The 15576-nt window shown below is 44.3% G+C and carries 14 protein-coding genes and 1 pseudogene; 9 read left to right on the plus strand and 6 right to left on the minus strand.

The genetic code is table 11. The features are described 5' to 3' along the window. Positions 1 to 112: 112 nt before the first annotated feature. A complete protein-coding gene (gene rsmI / locus N4J56_RS30665; protein WP_410500641.1) occupies positions 113 to 1003 on the minus strand; it encodes a 16S rRNA (cytidine(1402)-2'-O)-methyltransferase in 891 nt (296 codons plus the stop codon). Positions 1004 to 1283: 280 nt separating this feature from the next. On the opposite strand from rsmI, the gene N4J56_RS30670 reads away from it, so the two are divergent. Beyond that, positions 1284 to 2369: a Photosystem Q(B) protein 1 gene (locus tag N4J56_RS30670; protein WP_317110050.1), complete on the plus strand. Its 1086-nt coding sequence runs from the start codon at positions 1284 to 1286 to the stop codon at positions 2367 to 2369. Beyond that, positions 2366 to 2659, plus strand: a complete 294-nt coding sequence (locus tag N4J56_RS30675) for a DUF3288 family protein (protein ID WP_317110051.1) — start codon at positions 2366 to 2368, stop codon at positions 2657 to 2659. Before N4J56_RS30670 ends, N4J56_RS30675 begins: the two co-directional genes overlap by 4 nt. 60 nt (positions 2660 to 2719) lie before the next feature. On the opposite strand, the gene N4J56_RS30680 is transcribed toward N4J56_RS30675, so the two are convergent. The 3 genes from N4J56_RS30680 to N4J56_RS30690 all read right to left on the minus strand — a co-directional run bounded on the left by N4J56_RS30680 (position 2720) and on the right by N4J56_RS30690 (position 6146). Next, entirely contained in the window at positions 2720 to 4036 is a 1317-nt protein-coding gene (locus N4J56_RS30680; RefSeq protein WP_317110052.1) for an MlaD family protein, read from the minus strand. Positions 4037 to 4084: 48 nt separating this feature from the next. Then, positions 4085 to 4867, minus strand: coding sequence for an ABC transporter ATP-binding protein (locus N4J56_RS30685; RefSeq protein ID WP_317110054.1), 783 nt, complete (start codon positions 4865 to 4867; stop codon positions 4085 to 4087). A gap of 412 nt (positions 4868 to 5279) precedes the next feature. Beyond that, positions 5280 to 6146 (minus strand): hypothetical protein, encoded by an 867-nt coding sequence (locus N4J56_RS30690; RefSeq protein WP_317110056.1) that lies wholly within the window; start codon positions 6144 to 6146, stop codon positions 5280 to 5282. A 234-nt stretch (positions 6147 to 6380) separates the two neighbouring features. Here N4J56_RS30690 and N4J56_RS30695 point away from each other — a divergent pair, with 234 nt between their 5' ends. The 7 genes and pseudogenes from N4J56_RS30695 to N4J56_RS30725 all read left to right on the plus strand — a co-directional run bounded on the left by N4J56_RS30695 (position 6381) and on the right by N4J56_RS30725 (position 12828). Next, positions 6381 to 7895, plus strand: coding sequence for an NAD(P)/FAD-dependent oxidoreductase (locus N4J56_RS30695; RefSeq protein WP_317110058.1), 1515 nt, complete (start codon positions 6381 to 6383; stop codon positions 7893 to 7895). A gap of 257 nt (positions 7896 to 8152) precedes the next feature. Continuing rightward, positions 8153 to 9520, plus strand: coding sequence for a flavin monoamine oxidase family protein (locus tag N4J56_RS30700; protein ID WP_317110060.1), 1368 nt, complete (start codon positions 8153 to 8155; stop codon positions 9518 to 9520). 121 nt (positions 9521 to 9641) lie between these two features. Beyond that, positions 9642 to 10813 (plus strand): annotated as a pseudogene (locus tag N4J56_RS30705) (IS4 family transposase). A gap of 179 nt (positions 10814 to 10992) precedes the next feature. Then, positions 10993 to 11178: an FAD-dependent oxidoreductase gene (locus N4J56_RS30710; RefSeq protein WP_317110062.1), complete on the plus strand. Its 186-nt coding sequence runs from the start codon at positions 10993 to 10995 to the stop codon at positions 11176 to 11178. A gap of 102 nt (positions 11179 to 11280) precedes the next feature. Then, the gene (locus tag N4J56_RS30715) at positions 11281 to 11427 is read left to right on the plus strand and encodes a hypothetical protein (RefSeq protein WP_317110064.1); all 147 of its coding nucleotides are present in this window, start codon (positions 11281 to 11283) and stop codon (positions 11425 to 11427) included. A gap of 79 nt (positions 11428 to 11506) precedes the next feature. Beyond that, entirely contained in the window at positions 11507 to 12070 is a 564-nt protein-coding gene (locus tag N4J56_RS30720) for a RidA family protein (protein WP_317110066.1), read from the plus strand. Positions 12071 to 12192: 122 nt separating this feature from the next. Continuing rightward, the gene (locus N4J56_RS30725) at positions 12193 to 12828 is read left to right on the plus strand and encodes a hypothetical protein (RefSeq protein WP_317110067.1); all 636 of its coding nucleotides are present in this window, start codon (positions 12193 to 12195) and stop codon (positions 12826 to 12828) included. Between the two features lie 42 nt (positions 12829 to 12870). On the opposite strand, the gene N4J56_RS30730 is transcribed toward N4J56_RS30725, so the two are convergent. Further along, positions 12871 to 14796: a caspase family protein gene (locus N4J56_RS30730; RefSeq protein ID WP_317110068.1), complete on the minus strand. Its 1926-nt coding sequence runs from the start codon at positions 14794 to 14796 to the stop codon at positions 12871 to 12873. Positions 14797 to 15138: 342 nt separating this feature from the next. Then, positions 15139 to 15270, minus strand: coding sequence for a hypothetical protein (locus N4J56_RS30735; protein ID WP_286194039.1), 132 nt, complete (start codon positions 15268 to 15270; stop codon positions 15139 to 15141). Positions 15271 to 15576 lie beyond the last annotated feature (306 nt).

The raw sequence follows: 15576 nt of genomic DNA on the forward strand, positions 1-15576 counted from the left end.
TCGCTTGGCGCAAATATTCGCGCAACGGCATTGGCGCTTGAGGGCGCTCATAGGATTAGTTTAGACTAATAGTTCCAGCTAGCTACAGGCAGGTGCGATATTTGATGCGGCTTTATTCATTCTGGATGTCTGGTGTCGGTGATGCAGACAGGGGCAAATTCGGAATTGCTAAAGCCAATTGATAGATTTCCTGGCGCGATAGAGAAGTCGCCTTTGCCAACTGACGGCTAGCCTGCGATCGCGATACTCCCGCTAAAATCAATTTTTGCAATTCTGCCTGAATTTCTACTTCCGAGAGCTGGGGTTTCACCCATTCCATGCCTGCTACAACTAGGGTATATTCTCCTTGGGGTTCTTTTTGTTGATAATGGGCGATCGCCCCTTCAATTTGCCCCCGCCAAAACTCTTCGTGCAATTTCGTCAGTTCTCGCGCCAGCACAATTTGTCTTTCTGCCCCAAATACCGTAGCTAAATCTTGTAAAGTTTGACGCAAGCGATGCGGAGCTTCGTAGAAAATTATCGTGCGGGATTCTGTCTGCAAAAACTCTAGGCGATCGCGTCTGGGTTTGCCCTTAGCTGGCAAAAAACCCTCAAACACAAACCGATCCGTAGGTAAACCCGCCGCACTCAAAGCCGCAATTACAGCACTCGCACCAGGAATCGGGACAACGGTTATCTCTGCCTCGACGCAAGCTTGAACTAACTCATACCCAGGATCGGAAATTCCCGGCATTCCGGCATCTGTTACTAAAGCGATCGCTTTACCCTGCTGTAACCGATCGATAATTTCGGGAATGCGGCTGTTACGGTTGTGTTCGTGATAACTCAGTTGTGGTGTTTTAATTTGAAAATGGTGCAATAACTTCCCCGTATGGCGAGTATCCTCCGCCGCGATCGCATCTACCGACTGCAAGATCCGCACTGCCCGAAAGCTGATATCTTCTAAATTACCGATTGGCGTTCCAACTACGTATAGCGTCCCTGGTTTTGGTTCAGTCACGATCTGCGTCTATTTACAGCTCTATTTATTTTTTGCCTTTCTGACAGCCGTTTAAAGATATTTAACTAAAATTCTAACAGCCAGCAAATTTTTTCTAAAATTGACTCAGAAAGTTGTACGGTCTTGAAAATCAATTTGCTCGGATGCCAAAACAGCAATCGCGTGTAGAAAGTCGATCGCACTACAGCATCAGTATTTCTTAAGGCGCAAGGAATCTAAATCAGTCAACAGCGGCAGAGGATAGCATCTATCGCTTCAGATAGATTTTTGCTAGGAGGACGTTATGAACACTATTGTTCAACGGCGACCGGAACTAAAAATTGCCAAAGTATGGAATCGATTTTGCGAGTGGGTAACAAGTACTGACAATCGAATTTATATTAGTTGGTTTGGCGTACTGATGATTCCCACCTTACTGACGGCTAGCATTTGTTTTATGCTTGCTTTTGCGATCGCCCCATCTGTCGATTTAGATGGGATCAGAGAGCCTGTCATCGGTTCGCTGATGGGTGGCAATAATTTGATTACAGCCGCAGTCATACCAACTTCAGCGGCGATCGCGCTGCATTTTTACCCGATCTGGGAAGCCGCATCTATGGATGAATGGCTTTACAATGGCGGTCCTTATCAACTAATCGTACTCCACTTTCTCATCGGCATATGGTGTTACTTGGGACGACTCTGGGAAGTGAGCTATCGCTTGGGTATGCGTCCCTGGACTGCTGTAGCTTTCTCTGCGCCAGCCGCCGCAGCCACAGCAGTATTGCTGGTCTATCCCATCGGTCAGGGTAGCTTTGCCGATGGACTTCCTTTGGGAATTGCTGGCACGTTCAATTTTATGTTGGCAGTCCAAGCAGACCACAACATTCTCATGCATCCTTTCCACATGTTAGGGGTAGCGGGAGTTTTTGGTGGGGCGCTTTTGAGTGCTTTGCACGGTTCTCTGGTAACTTCTACCCTCATCCGCCAAACTCAGGAGCATGAATCTGTCAATGCGGGATATAAATTAGGTCAGTCGCAGATGACTTATCACTACTTGGCAGGACACTATGGTTTTCTAGGACGGCTTTTAGTTCCTTGGCTTGCTAGTAGAAATCATCGCGCTTTTCACTTTCTCCTAGCTGCCTTGCCTACAGTAGGAATCTGGTTTGCCACTGCGGGAATTTGTAGTGTAGCGTTCAATTTAAATGGCTTTAACTTCAACCACTCGATTCTCGACAGTAGCGGTCGAGTTATCGGGACAGAAGCAGATCTGTTGAACCGTGCCAACCTGGGAATTCAAGCGATGCACGCAGTTAATACCCACCATTTTCCGAATATCATAGCTGGAGGTGGAATACAGCCCGTAAACATTGCGTCTATTCTATGAGTGCCAATTTAGAAACCAAAGACCAACAACATCCTTTGTACAGACGCGATCGCGCGATCGTCGATCGCCTGCAAACCGATCCCGTCAGCGATTACAATTTGGCAGAACTAGCACGACTGCGAATTCGTTATCGCGGCTTCCCTGGAGCTAGAGACATCCAATCAGACCTAGACGCAGTCATGCAGAGATGGAATTTAACGGAAAATAGTTTATACGAAAAAACCCGTCAAATTCATGCTACTAGCTCCATTTACCAAAATGCAGTTAGAGACGCAGAAGATTGGAGCTAATTAGAATTTGTAGAGATGTTACACGTAACGTCTCTACAAATTCATATTGACATATTGCCTTTATCGATCTTGCTTTACGCTTTCCTTCAGTTGCAACAACCATTGGGGAGTCTCTGAACGAGGGGTGAGGAGCGAGGAGTGAGGAGCGAGGGCAAAACTTCCTTGTCTCCCTTGTTCCCCTTGTCCCCCAACGACTGCCGACTCCCTCACGCTATCGAGCGTATTAGCGACTTGAACTTGCTGTTCTACCTGCTGTGTAGAAGAGACTAAACCACTCAAGCCTTCGATCAGTTCGCGAATGCTGTCCCGAAATGAAGGATCTCCCGTGAGTTCGTCCAAGTCGGAGGTAATTTTCTGGGCGTTTTGAAATGTTACCCGCGCCGAATCTAAGGTTTGTTGTAGTGCCAAGACATTACTAGGACTATTTAGCGCTTTAGAAGCATCGCGTAAATTAGTTGAAGCTTCAGCAGCATTGGCTGTGAGAGTTTCTAAATTTTCTATCAGCTGTCCTTGGGTAACGCGGTTAACGGTGGGTGTGAGAGTTTCGACGCTAGAACGGAGTTGTTTGCTTGTTTGGGTGAGATTGTCTAAAGTAGCGACGAGGGAAGTGCGATTTTCAGTGACGAGACGATTGAGATTCGCAATTAAATCGTTTGCTTGTTCTGCTGTCAATCGAACTTGGTTGGCTGTGGCTCCAAATTGGCTGGCGGTTTTATTTGTCGTGGCTGTAATTCGATCGGCTGTAACTGCAAGGTTGTCTAGCTGCTGTCGTGTCGATTTGGTTAATGTCGTAAGTTCGCGAGTCAGTCGAGACACATCGGCGGCGACAATTGAAGTGTTTTCGATCGCCGCATTAATATTTTCATAGAGTTCTGGATTGCTGTAGACGCTAGCAAAGCGGGTAGTAAAGCGAATTAATTCGTCAGTGCTAACGCCAATTTCACCAGTGAGACGAGAACCGTTGCAGACAATCAAAGCGCGATCGCATTTAGGATCGAGCGCTCTAGCAGTAACTTGTTCTGTTGGGACTTCTTTTTGTGGGGTAATATCGACGCTCACTTCACCTAAAAATCCCGACTGGTTAGCTTCGATGATTGCATCGCGGGCAATCACAACGTTGGCTGGAGAAACCTCTACACTCACTTCTACACCATTAACTCGCGGACGAATACTGGCAATCCTACCGACTGTTACCCCCCGATATCTTACCGCTGCTCCTTCTAGTAAACCGTTGACTCTAGGAAATTCAACTGTAAAACTGTAGCTTCTCTCACCTACAGTTAAGCCTCTAATCCATAGAAAGATGGCAATAAATATTCCCATTCCTAGCAATAACAATAAACCCACCGAACCTTCTCTAACTGCACGCGATCGCATCGTTTTCTCCTCGATTCACTGATTCAGGCGCATTGTATTGCACCCCTGCTAACCAATTACCTGAATTGGTCCTTCGACTTTGCCACTGAAAAACTGCCGCACCATTGGATGATCCGTTTTGTTAACATCGTCTACCGTTCCCTCCCACTGAAATTTACCTTGATAGAGAAAAATAATGCGATCGGCTGTACGGCGGATGGTACTGTCTTGATGGGTGACGATCGCGTAGGTGTTACAAACTCCTGTCAAGCATTGCAACTGACGAATCAAGTCTTCAATCACAGTCGAAGCAATTGGATCGAGTCCCGCCGTCGGTTCGTCATAAAGTAAAACTTCCGATCGAGCTTTGGGGTTGTCGGGGTTAGAAATAATCGCGCGGGCAAAACTCACCCGCTTACGCATCCCTCCCGATAACTCTGCCGGATAGCGATCGCCTATTCCTGGTAAACCCACCATCTCTAAGCTACGGTTGACTAATTCTCGAATCCGCTGGCGCGATAGGCGGCTGTGTTGGTATAAGAAAAAGCCGACATTTTCTTCTACCGTCAGCGAGTCAAACAAAGCCGCTTGTTGAAACACCATCCCAATCCCGATTGGGTCTGCTTTATCTTCAATTAAGCCTTCTCGCATCTGTCCTTTGACGTAAATTTCTCCCTCGTCAGGAGCTAGTAATCCCGCCAACAACCGGAGAATTGTCGATTTTCCCGTACCGGAAGGACCGATAATGGCTAAAGCTTCTCCCTTATAGATCGTCAGATCGACTCGATCTAAAACCAGGTTGCTACCAAATGATTTACTTACACCCTTAAGTTCGATTATTGGCTCAGCCATCAGCAGATTGTGAAGTTATAGCGGCTAGTTTCACTGTTCGGTTGTATTTACACAGTTTAGTCCATTACCTCATTCGCAACAGTTTTAGAGTTTTGCTATTCTTCGATCTATTTTGGCTTATTTTTATTCAAACTTTTATTGCAGTTCAAGTGTACCTGGCTATTTGTCTAGGTCAGCGCGCTCTTTGTTATACCATTTTGCAACTGAAGCAGCAGGAGAGCTTTACCACACTTCTATTTGTAAACTTTTGTTAATAATATTCTCAGCAGACTAAGCAAATTTATTTATTCTTTAATATTTTCTAGAATACTCTTCGCTTGTTCTAATAAAAATGCACTTCGCTTTAGTGCAAAAATAATTCCACGTTGTATTTCCCGTTTTGTAGTAAAGTTATTCATGTGGTTAACCAGAACTATAAACCCTGGAACTCCTGCAACTGCACCAAAAATAGAGTACTGATAAAAGCTTGTAAGTCACTTATACCTAGCATTTTAAATACTATAGCAACGGAAAATAGAGATAATATTGGCAAAAATGAAATATAAACCTCGGCTCGTGCTTGTTGTTCGTCTATTAAATTTTTTATTTCTGCTAAAACGAAATCTAAAGTTGAAATATGAGCGATCGAGCATAATTCATGAACTACTGCTAAATCATCTGTGGCTCTCTGCTTATTTCTTATTAAGAATCTACCAACAAGTTCTAATTTCTCTTCTCTATGTGTCTTCTTTTTAAAAACTCTATAATATTTAAGAAACCAAAAGAGAGCCGACACAATTACAAGAATAAATGCATATAATACTATGCATAGTTCGTTAATTCTGTAATAGTTGAATAGTGGTATCATTAACATTCCAATCAAAAAAATAACTAGAAGTATTTTTTCCAAGTATGTGCCACCTATTATAAATCTCAAGATAATACAGGCTGAAGAGAATAAAAACTCAGTAACTTTTAATAACCGCTTGGGGAAACTAATATTTCTTCGAGTGTGTTTTGTGGGTAAGATATCGAATAAAATCTCGTAGCGTCTGATTAATAAATCGTATACAAATAATGATTCTTGTTTTATTCTATTGATTTCAAATTCTAAGTTTTTTCTATCAATTTCAAACTCTAATTTTCGATTTTCCATAAACTCACTCCGAATAAAGTTCATATTCACAAAACTATTTTTTGCTAGAATATGGTGTTCTGTAGAGCGTTTATATGACCAAAGCTGAAATCTTGCATCTGCTGCAATACCCGCCTGCGAATACAATTCACAGGCTGATAGCAAAAACCCATTGAAATGGGTTAAAGTCTGTCTGCTAGTCTACTTTAGTGAACTTCAGCTATCAGCCATGAGCTTAAGTTCATGGCGAGTCTGGATACTCATCCATATAGCTTCATCGCAATAGAATTTCTGCAAAAGCCAATCGTTTAGCGTCCTTCTTTGCGTCTTTGCGTGACACAAAAAAATACTTCCGTACAACGCCTAAAATCTAGTAGCACCAACAAGAAAAATTAACAAATGAACGATCGCAATATAGATGTCATTGTCATCGGTAGTGGAATCGGCGGCTTGACTGCCGCTGCTTTATTATCTCGATATGGCAAAAGAGTCACTGTCTGTGAAAGTCATACCATAGCCGGGGGTGCAGCCCATAGTTTCTCTCGCCAGGGATTTCATTTCGATTCCGGTCCCTCCTTCTACTGCGGTTTAAACGACTCCCACAGCCGCAACCCCCTGCGTCAAGTCTTGAATGTTTTAGAAGAAACTCTCCCAGCCATACCTTACGATCCTTTGGGACACTACCATTTTCCCGAAGGAACTTTACCTGTTTACAGCCAACAGGAACGCTACCTAGAAGCAGTAAGGCAATTTACCCCTCAAGGATCGAAAGAATTAGAGCGATTTATTCAGCGCTTGCTACCCTTGTACGACACTTTACAGGGCATTCCCACAATATTATTACGAGCTGATTGGCAACTGATACCCGTTCTTATGGGGCGTTGCTTGCCCTCATTAGCCAAAATGTTACCCCATTTGGGTTTAGTCCAAAGCTCGGTGGGACAAGTCATGGATCGAGAAGTGGGCGATCGCTGGGTGAGGCGACTGATTGACTTAGAATGTTTCCTACTATCGGGGTTAAAAGCACATGGCACGATCACCCCAGAAGTTGCTTTTATGTTAGGCGAACGCTCTCGTGCTGGGGTAGAGTATCCAATTGGGGGTAGTGGGGCGATCGTCGATGCTTTAGTTCGCGGGTTGAAACGCTGGGGTGGCGAGTTGCGTTTGGGTTGTCATGTCGAGCAAATTTTAGTAGAGTCTGGCAGAGTTAAGGGCGTGCGCTTGCGGCGGGGGGAAATCCTCAATGCACCAATTGTTATTTCCAACGCTTCGATTTGGGATACCTACGGCAAATTATTACAGCCAGAAGATTTACCCGCATCCTATCGGCAAACAGCGTTAGCTACGCCAGCTGTAGATAGTTTCATGCACCTGCATTTGGGGATTCAAGCTGAGGGATTGGACAAATTAACCGGACATCATGTTGTCGTCCACGATGCAGAACAAGATATTACGACTCCTGGTAACACCTGCATGATCTCCATTCCTACAGTATGGGATGCAAGTCTTGCACCCCCAGGACATCATGTGGTTCATGCTTATACTTTGGAACCGCACGAACATTGGCAGCGAGATAACGGCTATCAGGAACGGAAAAAAGAGCGATCTCAATCTCTATATCGCGCTTTAGAAAGAGTTATTCCAGATATTAGACAAAGAATTGTCTTAGAACTGATCGGTACACCGCTAACTCACGCTCATTATTTACGACGTTACCAGGGAACTTATGGAGCTGCGATCGCGGCTGGTCAAGGTATGTTTCCCAGTACTCACACTCCGATTTCTGGATTATATCGCGTTGGTGATAGTACCATGCCTGGGATTGGCGTACCTGCTGTCGCCGCTTCGGGAATTTTGTGTGCCAATACTCTAGTTCAACCGCAGCAGACAGCAGAATTGCTGAATAATCAGTAACTAAAAATACAGCGATCGCCGATAGTTACAAAACTCATTTTTATGCAAAGCAGTAGTTACAAAACTCATTATTATTACAAATCGAACTGTTATTGTAAATACACTCTTCGGCTGTTATTCGCCATATTTTGAGTCATGTCGCAAAAATTACGCTGCAACCAGTATTTACTCGCTCTCATACAGTTTTGCAGCGCAAATGATGTATAAACTGCATCTTTTTGCCATTTTTTGTGCAGCCAAATAATTGAGGATTGGACGTGAGAAGAAGAGACTTTATCACGAGGCTTGCTGCGTCTGCTGGGACGACCTATGCAGTCATGCAGGCTTTGGATTTGATCGAAAAACCAGCAACAGCACAAAAATCACCGTTTCAACTTCAACGTCGAGGAGGTAGTAAAAGTATTATCATTCTCGGTGCTGGTTTGGCTGGCATGACGTGTGCTTATGAATTGAGCAAAGTCGGCTACCAATGCAAAATTTTAGAAGCCAGAGAACGTTCAGGGGGTCGTTGCTGGACAGTTCGCACTGGAGATAAATTCACCGATACTTTAGGTCAGACGCAGACGATCGGATTCGATCGCGGACTGTACTTCAACCCCGGTCCCGCTCGGATTCCCTATTATCACGTCACGATCGACTATTGCAAAGAACTAGGCGTTCCGTTAGAAGTCATAGTCAACCTCAGCCGCCAGCAATATATTTACCGTGAAAATGCAGGTTCGTTATCCGGTCGCAAGGTTCACGCTCGCGAAGCGATCGCCGATATGCGGGGATACATTTCCGAACTCTTAGCGAAGGCGATTAGCAAAGATGCCGTAGATGCACCTCTGACGGTAGAAGACAAGGAGAAAATGATTGAATTTCTCCGTACCTACGGTGGTTTAAACCCAGACTTGTTTTACAAAGGTTCCAGCCGACGGGGATACTCGACATATCAAGGAGCGGGTGATGCACCTGGAGTCGTTGACGATCCTTACGACCTGAGTGCGTTATTGGAATTAGGATTTGCTGGGAACGAAGCTGCTGAATTTGGCTTCAACCAGCAAATGACCATGTTTGAACCGATAGGCGGAATGGATGCGATCGCCAAAGCTTTTGAAAAGCAAGTGGGACGATTCATTACTTACGGTGCAGTGGTGACAGAAATTCGCAAGACTCCCGATGGCGTGCAAATTTTGTACAAAGACAAATCGGGTAATGTCAAGCAAGAAACAGCCGACTACTGCATCTGTAATATTCCTCTATCAGTACTGAAAGATATTCCCTCTGATTTGGCTCCCGACATGAAAGAAGCGATCGCCAGCGTGGAATATGCCGTTACGGGGAAAAGTGCGTTACAGTTCAACCGCCGTTTCTGGGAAGATGACGAAGACATCTTTGGTGGTATCACTCAAACTGACCAGGACATCACTCAGATCTGGTATCCCTCAACAGGTTATCTGTCTCAAAAAGGCGTAGTCTTGGGCTACTACAATTTTGGTTCAACAGCAGAGAAAGTAGGAACCCTCGCCCCCACAGACCGCGTAGCCTTAGCATTGGAACAAGGCAGTAAGATTCACCCGCAATACAACAACCATTTTGAGAACCACTACGGTTCAGTTAAGGCTCAAAGTGTTGTAAATTAAGCATTGTTCCCAAGAATGGAAAGTGAGTGTAGTGCATCTGAAGGATTTCTCATTGTTGTCTCCTACAATACAAAGTAGTGATGTGTTCAAAGCGATAGAGGCAGCCATCCCATCCACGGAGATCGAGCAAGCGATCGCTAAAACTAAAGTTTGTGAACAACGTAAACGCTCGTTACCAGCACAATTGGTAATTTGTTTGGTAATTGCGATGAGTCTGTGGTCACGAGATTCGATGAGAGTGCTGAAAAACTTAATTGATGGGCTGAGCGAAGCATGGGTGAAAGTGGGGAAATACTGGCGAGTTCCTTGTAAATCAGCAATAACGCAAGCCCGACAACGATTAAGTCCAAGGGTGATGAGTCAATTGTTCCATCAACTGGTGCGACCAATGGCTAGCACCGATACCAAAGGAGCATTTCTCAATGGATTGCGAATTGTGGTAATTGATCGGACTTGCTTCGATCTGCCAGACAGCGATGAAAATGCGAGAGTTTTTGGTCGTCCGAGCAGCCGTCCTGGCACACAAGCCGCATTTCCCAAACTGCGATTAGTCATTTTGGTAGAAGCAGGAACACATTTAATCTTTGATGCATTGATGTGTCCATATCGAATAGGAGAACGAGTGCGGGCATTAAGATTATTACGCTCCGTGAGTTCAGGGATGTTGTTGATGTGGGACAGAGGGTTACATTCTTATGCAATGGTGCAAGCAACTGTCACAACTGGTAGCGATTATTTAGGAAGAATTCCCGCAAATGTCAAGTTTTTGTGCGAAGAACCACTGGCGGATGGTTCTTATCTGAGTTGGATTTATCCACCTGCTAAATTCCGCTCAAAAGCTTGCCAGCCCATACAAGTCCGAGTGATTGAATACACAATTGGTAATACCGACAACCCAGAGGAACAACTAAGATATCGCTTAATTACCAGCTTATTGGAATTGGAGAAATTTCCGGCTCAACTACTGGCGATTGAATATCATCAACGCTGGGAAGTAGAAAATACTATTGATGAACTCAAAGTACATTTATCAGGACGAAAAACTCATATTCGCTCTCAAAACCGCGTGAAGTTGTGCAGGAAGTTTACGGGTGGTTGTTAGGACACTGGGCTGTGCGGTTATTGATGTTTCAAGCTGCAAAGAGCGCGGGTATCACTCCTTTGCGTCTGAGTTTCACTGGGACATTGCGAGTTATTCGTCGTGCTATCCCGAAATTTCAACGCTTGCAATCACAAGAACTCCCCTTTTTTAAGTTGGTTAACTGTAGAGATTTTAGACACTCTGTTACCTGAACGAGTTTCTCGTACCAATCCCAGAGTTGTAAAAACCTGTATCCAAGTTTCGCTCAAAAAGCCAAGACATCGAGCCACCCCTCCCGAACCAATCCTCCTATTTTCTTTATCCTCAGCACAGCGTAGCCTTAAATGAACCGTATTGTTTTGAGAATGGCTTTTCGGTGTTCTGGTCAACAGTGCCTTATAGCAAAGGTGGATGGGCGGAGTACACCACTGATGTCAGAACAACATACTATCCACGACTGAATCAACCAGACGCTAACATCTATCTGTGCGGCGAACATCTCAGTTATCTGACAGGTTGGATGGCTGGTGCTTTTGAATCTGCTCGTCTCGTCTCAAAACAGATTGTGGCTCTATGAGCGTCATTTGTCATTGGTGCGCAATCGGGATTTTATTGACATTCTCCTATCTCCCGTACGGGCGGGTTTTGAACCTAGATTTATGGCTTTGGGCATGAATTTTTGGCTAAAACCCGCTCCTCAGAAACTCCCGTACGGGCGGGTTTTGAACCTAGATTTATGGCTTTGGGCATGAATTTTTGGCTAAACCCGCTCCTCAGAAACTCCCGTAGGCGGGTTTTGAACCTAGATTTATGGCTTTGGGCATGAATTTTTGGCTAAACCCGCCCCTACAAATGCTTGACTTTTGATTTTCGATCGTTACCCAAAAATTACCCAAAAATTAACTATGAAACGCTTCATCAATCAATTTCAACTTGGAAAGGTTAGTGTTTGGTTATTAGCAATTGTTTGTGCTAGCTTAATTGGTCTGCAAATATTTGGGATTCATCTTCAAGCTGTAGCCAAACCAACTTCACCAGAAAAAGTCGTTTTTTACGGTACGCCAACATCTTCAATTGCTTCAGCCGTCGCCGTACCGGAAGACCAAGCTTACTATTGGACGAGTGGCACAGTCCCACCAGTCATTAATCCCGATGCTCCACTGCGGACGCGCGATCGCTATGGCGATACGAAAACTCAGGCGATCGGTATTCTAGAACGAATTCAAGCTTTGTTGGCAGATGTGAACCTGAAATTATCTGATGTGGTCTATCTGCGCGTTTACCTAGTGGCAGATCCCGCAATGGATAATCAAGTCGATTACCAGGGATGGTTTGATGCTTACGCTCAATTTTTCAACAATCCAGAAAACCCAGTCAAAACAGCCCGTTCTACCCTAGCTGTGGCTGGTTTGGTCGATCCTGGTTGGTTAATTGAAATTGAAGCCGTCGCCGTTTATCCCAAACATTAAGAATTCGGAATTTAAAATTCGGAATTCAACATCTTGCGTGCATCTACACAATTGGGGAGCAATTAAGCGGTAGAGTAACTCAAGTAGCGTTAAAGCGAATTTGTATACATCAGGCTGTAGCTATGAGTCATAGCAAAATTTTGGGTACGGTATTTATTTTAGGTAGTTGGGCGATCGCAATCTCTCCTGTAACAGCCAATCCAGTAAAGATTGTAGACTTTATGCCCAATTCCCAGACCCTGCAAAGTACTCAGTCCAAGCAAGTTGATTTTACCGTCAACATCACTCGTCCCCAATCTTTTGCCGAGCTAATACAACAAGCGGAAATCATCGCCGCAAACTTGACCCGACTAGGATTTCAAGAAAACTCCAAGTTGCGCGAAATGTCCGTCCGCATTTTTGGCGAACGTAACGGACAAGAAGCACCTCTATTGTTTGCCAAAGTTTCTCGCTTTGACTGGCAAAAGCAACCTCACATTCAAGACTGGAGCCAATATTTTACGAGTTCTGGTGTACTGCTTGGTTTAATAGAAGTCGAACAGCAGCCCTCTTCACCTACGCCTAACGCGCCGACTTTCCGTCGCTCTACTCCCCCAACCTCCTCTACTCCTTCAATCTCCACTCCTCCAGTTCCCATTCCTACCCCGCCTACGGTAAAACCATCAAGCAATACATCTCCACCTGCTAATAGTTTGCCTCCAGTTAATTCGCGCCCAGGTGGAGCCAGCCTAGAAGAAGAAGATCCCGGTTATAGGTAGATTAGTTATCAGTGGCTAGTGGCTAGTTGTACTGATAAACGTTCACTGTCCCAGTTTAATTTCCCCTGCTTTATCTGCGCTAGCAAGAGTTTTACCATCGGGACTTACAGCTACTGCATAAACATCTTCATCGTGCTTGCTTAAAGTATTGAGCAGCTCGCCCGATCGTGGATTCCATAATTTGATGGAATGGTCTTCTGCACCGCTAATTAGTACTTGTCCGTCCGCTCGAAAAGCCAGAGAATTAATGTGGTCTGAATGCCCTTTCAAAGTATGTAATAAATCTCCAGTTTGTAAATTCCACAGTCTAATTGTGTTGTCATTTCCACCACTTGCAACTATATTTCCATCGGGACTCATGGCGATCGCAATGACTCGACTAGTATGCCCTTGTAGCGTGCTGAGTAATTGTCCCGTGTTTAAATTCCAAACTCTGACTAAATTGTCTGCACCACCACTGACGATCGTGTAACCATTAGGACTAATTGCTACGGCACGAACTGCACTTGTATGTCCGCTCAAAGTTCGCAGTAAAACTCCCGTACTTAAATCCCAAACTTTAATCGTGCGATCGCTACTACCGCTGACAATATGTTTGTCATCGGGACTCACAGCCACAGCACGAACTGCATCTGTATGTCCCCGCAAGGTACGGATCGGTTCCCCGGTTTGCAAATTCCAAACTTTAATCGTGCGATCGCTACTACCGCTAATTAATTTATCTCCGCCAGGATCGATCGCTACCGACCAAATTGCGCCTGCATGAGCATCAGGAATTGTCCGAATTAATTCTCCAGTTTTTAAACTCCACAACTTAATTGCGCGATCGTTACCACAGCTAGCTAAAATTTGACTGTCAGGACTAAAAGCCAGCGACCAAACAGTATTAACATGTTCGAGTACCGTCGGTACTTGGTGATTATATGTCGTGTCTGCGGCAATAGTTTCGCTCATGGATAGCTGGCGCAAATCTTGCCAGCGAGTTGCACCATAAGCTATCCCTAATATTGCCAAAACTGTCAGTGTAACTGCCCCCAACCAAGATTTTGGTTGGCGTTGAACGAGATCGTCTTCTACCGTTTTTTGCTGCATTTCGCTAGTTAAAACTGCTACCGTACTCTGACGGTCTGCCTCCCAATCTGTAACTCGATCGTCTGTACCTTTACTATGAGCTACGATCGCTGTATTGAGCGTTGCATTTTCCAACCACCAAAGTGCTGTTCTTCTAATGGTCGCTTTAGCTAAACAAATCTGCTGCGGATCGTCAAATGCGTGTATATTTGGTGCTAAATTTGTCGAAGTTTCTCCTAGTCTTCTCCTAATATACTGATGCATCTCTGCTACAGAAATTGCGCGATCGCGATCTAAATCTGCTGCGCCAGTTTCAATTCCTTCTACTAAGTAATGAGTATATGTTGAGAGTTCAAATCCCTTATGAGAACATTCTGTTGCTGTATTTCCAGCCGTCAATATTACCCTACCTATTCCTCCTAACTGCTGTTGGAGATTGCCCATCATGGGATTTTGCGTCCATTCATCTACAACAATAGAATTGTCAGCGCAACAATCGAGAATGACCACCTGTTGCTCTGCCGGACTGTCATTCATGATATTTTTGACTAGATGGGCTGGAATTGCAGTTGGGGCAACCAGTTCTCCGTTTGGATTTTTACAAGTTAAGCGAGTGGGAAAGTAAAATCTGCCATAGCGATCGCTGACGTAATGACCGGAGAAATATAACAATACTAAGTCATCCGGCTGGCGTGTCTGGGCGTTAAATAAAGTTGCGATCGCGACTTGCATTGTCAGCGGATCGGGATTTTTGAGGACTTCTACCTCTGTAAAACCACCCATTTCTGGATGCTGTAAGACCCGTTGCATTGCTACCAAATCCTTTCCGACCCCAGGTAGCCAGTTAAAACCAGGTCCGTAATCGCTTACGCCGATCAGCAATGCCACTCTAGCCATTGGTGACTTCCTCCCTGATGTCCTGTAGATGCGTCGCCACCAGTCCCTACACGAATTCCAAGTGTTTTTTCCTACAAGCCCATGAAAGCTTGATGCTACCTCTATAATTTTAAAGATAAAGTAAAGCAATTATTATTCAACAGCAAAAATATAGTTTGTTATGTCATTCTCGAAGTCAGGCTTTTTAGTATTTTTTAATACATAAGTAGACAGTCAGCTACTAGATTCAGACTGTTCGTACCTACTTCTAGAGGAAGATTTATGTTTGTATAATTAATTCCTGAATATTAGAAAGCCGATGCTCGCCTTCTTTGAATTCACTCACAACATTGAGATGATTTTCTATTGACTGCGACGCAAGGAACCATCTGCATATAGTTGCAGCGGGACTAGTTCAACTTTGCCGTCAATCGTAACTTTGCTGTAGACAATTTTTACCAGAGGAGATTGTTGTTGATTGTATAAAAGTGCCATATCGATTACCTGCATGTTGATCCGGTAAAGCCAACGGTATAATAAAAGACAATACTAAGTTACGTATTCAGCAAAAATACTGATAATGTTGTAGCTTAGAGTCGTTAAAGATTTGGTAAAGATGCGCGATCGCAGAATAGGGATTTGAAGAAGATTACAATAAACTTTCGTTTGATAGTGGCGATAACTTCGTTCAGCTTCGCTAACGCGATTCAGTGGTACGGTGAGATTTCCAGTAGAATACGAACAAAATCTTAAATTAGCTTATCGTTCTTCTACTCAGGCTCATCTATTCCTAAAGAATGA

This window comes from Chroococcidiopsis sp. SAG 2025 (assembly GCF_032860985.1).
GTDB lineage: Bacteria > Cyanobacteriota > Cyanobacteriia > Cyanobacteriales > Chroococcidiopsidaceae > Chroococcidiopsis.

Coding starts and splice junctions, on each gene's coding strand:
- N4J56_RS30675 (WP_317110051.1), top strand. CDS start 2,366: ATGAGTGCCAATTTAGAAACCAAAGACCAACAACATCCTTTGTACAGA.
- N4J56_RS30670 (WP_317110050.1), top strand. CDS start 1,284: ATGAACACTATTGTTCAACGGCGACCGGAACTAAAAATTGCCAAAGTA.
- N4J56_RS30685 (WP_317110054.1), bottom strand. CDS start 4,867: ATGGCTGAGCCAATAATCGAACTTAAGGGTGTAAGTAAATCATTTGGT.
- N4J56_RS30720 (WP_317110066.1), top strand. CDS start 11,507: ATGAAACGCTTCATCAATCAATTTCAACTTGGAAAGGTTAGTGTTTGG.
- N4J56_RS30695 (WP_317110058.1), top strand. CDS start 6,381: ATGAACGATCGCAATATAGATGTCATTGTCATCGGTAGTGGAATCGGC.
- N4J56_RS30730 (WP_317110068.1), bottom strand. CDS start 14,796: ATGGCTAGAGTGGCATTGCTGATCGGCGTAAGCGATTACGGACCTGGT.
- N4J56_RS30735 (WP_286194039.1), bottom strand. CDS start 15,270: ATGGCACTTTTATACAATCAACAACAATCTCCTCTGGTAAAAATTGTC.
- N4J56_RS30725 (WP_317110067.1), top strand. CDS start 12,193: ATGAGTCATAGCAAAATTTTGGGTACGGTATTTATTTTAGGTAGTTGG.
- N4J56_RS30680 (WP_317110052.1), bottom strand. CDS start 4,036: ATGCGATCGCGTGCAGTTAGAGAAGGTTCGGTGGGTTTATTGTTATTG.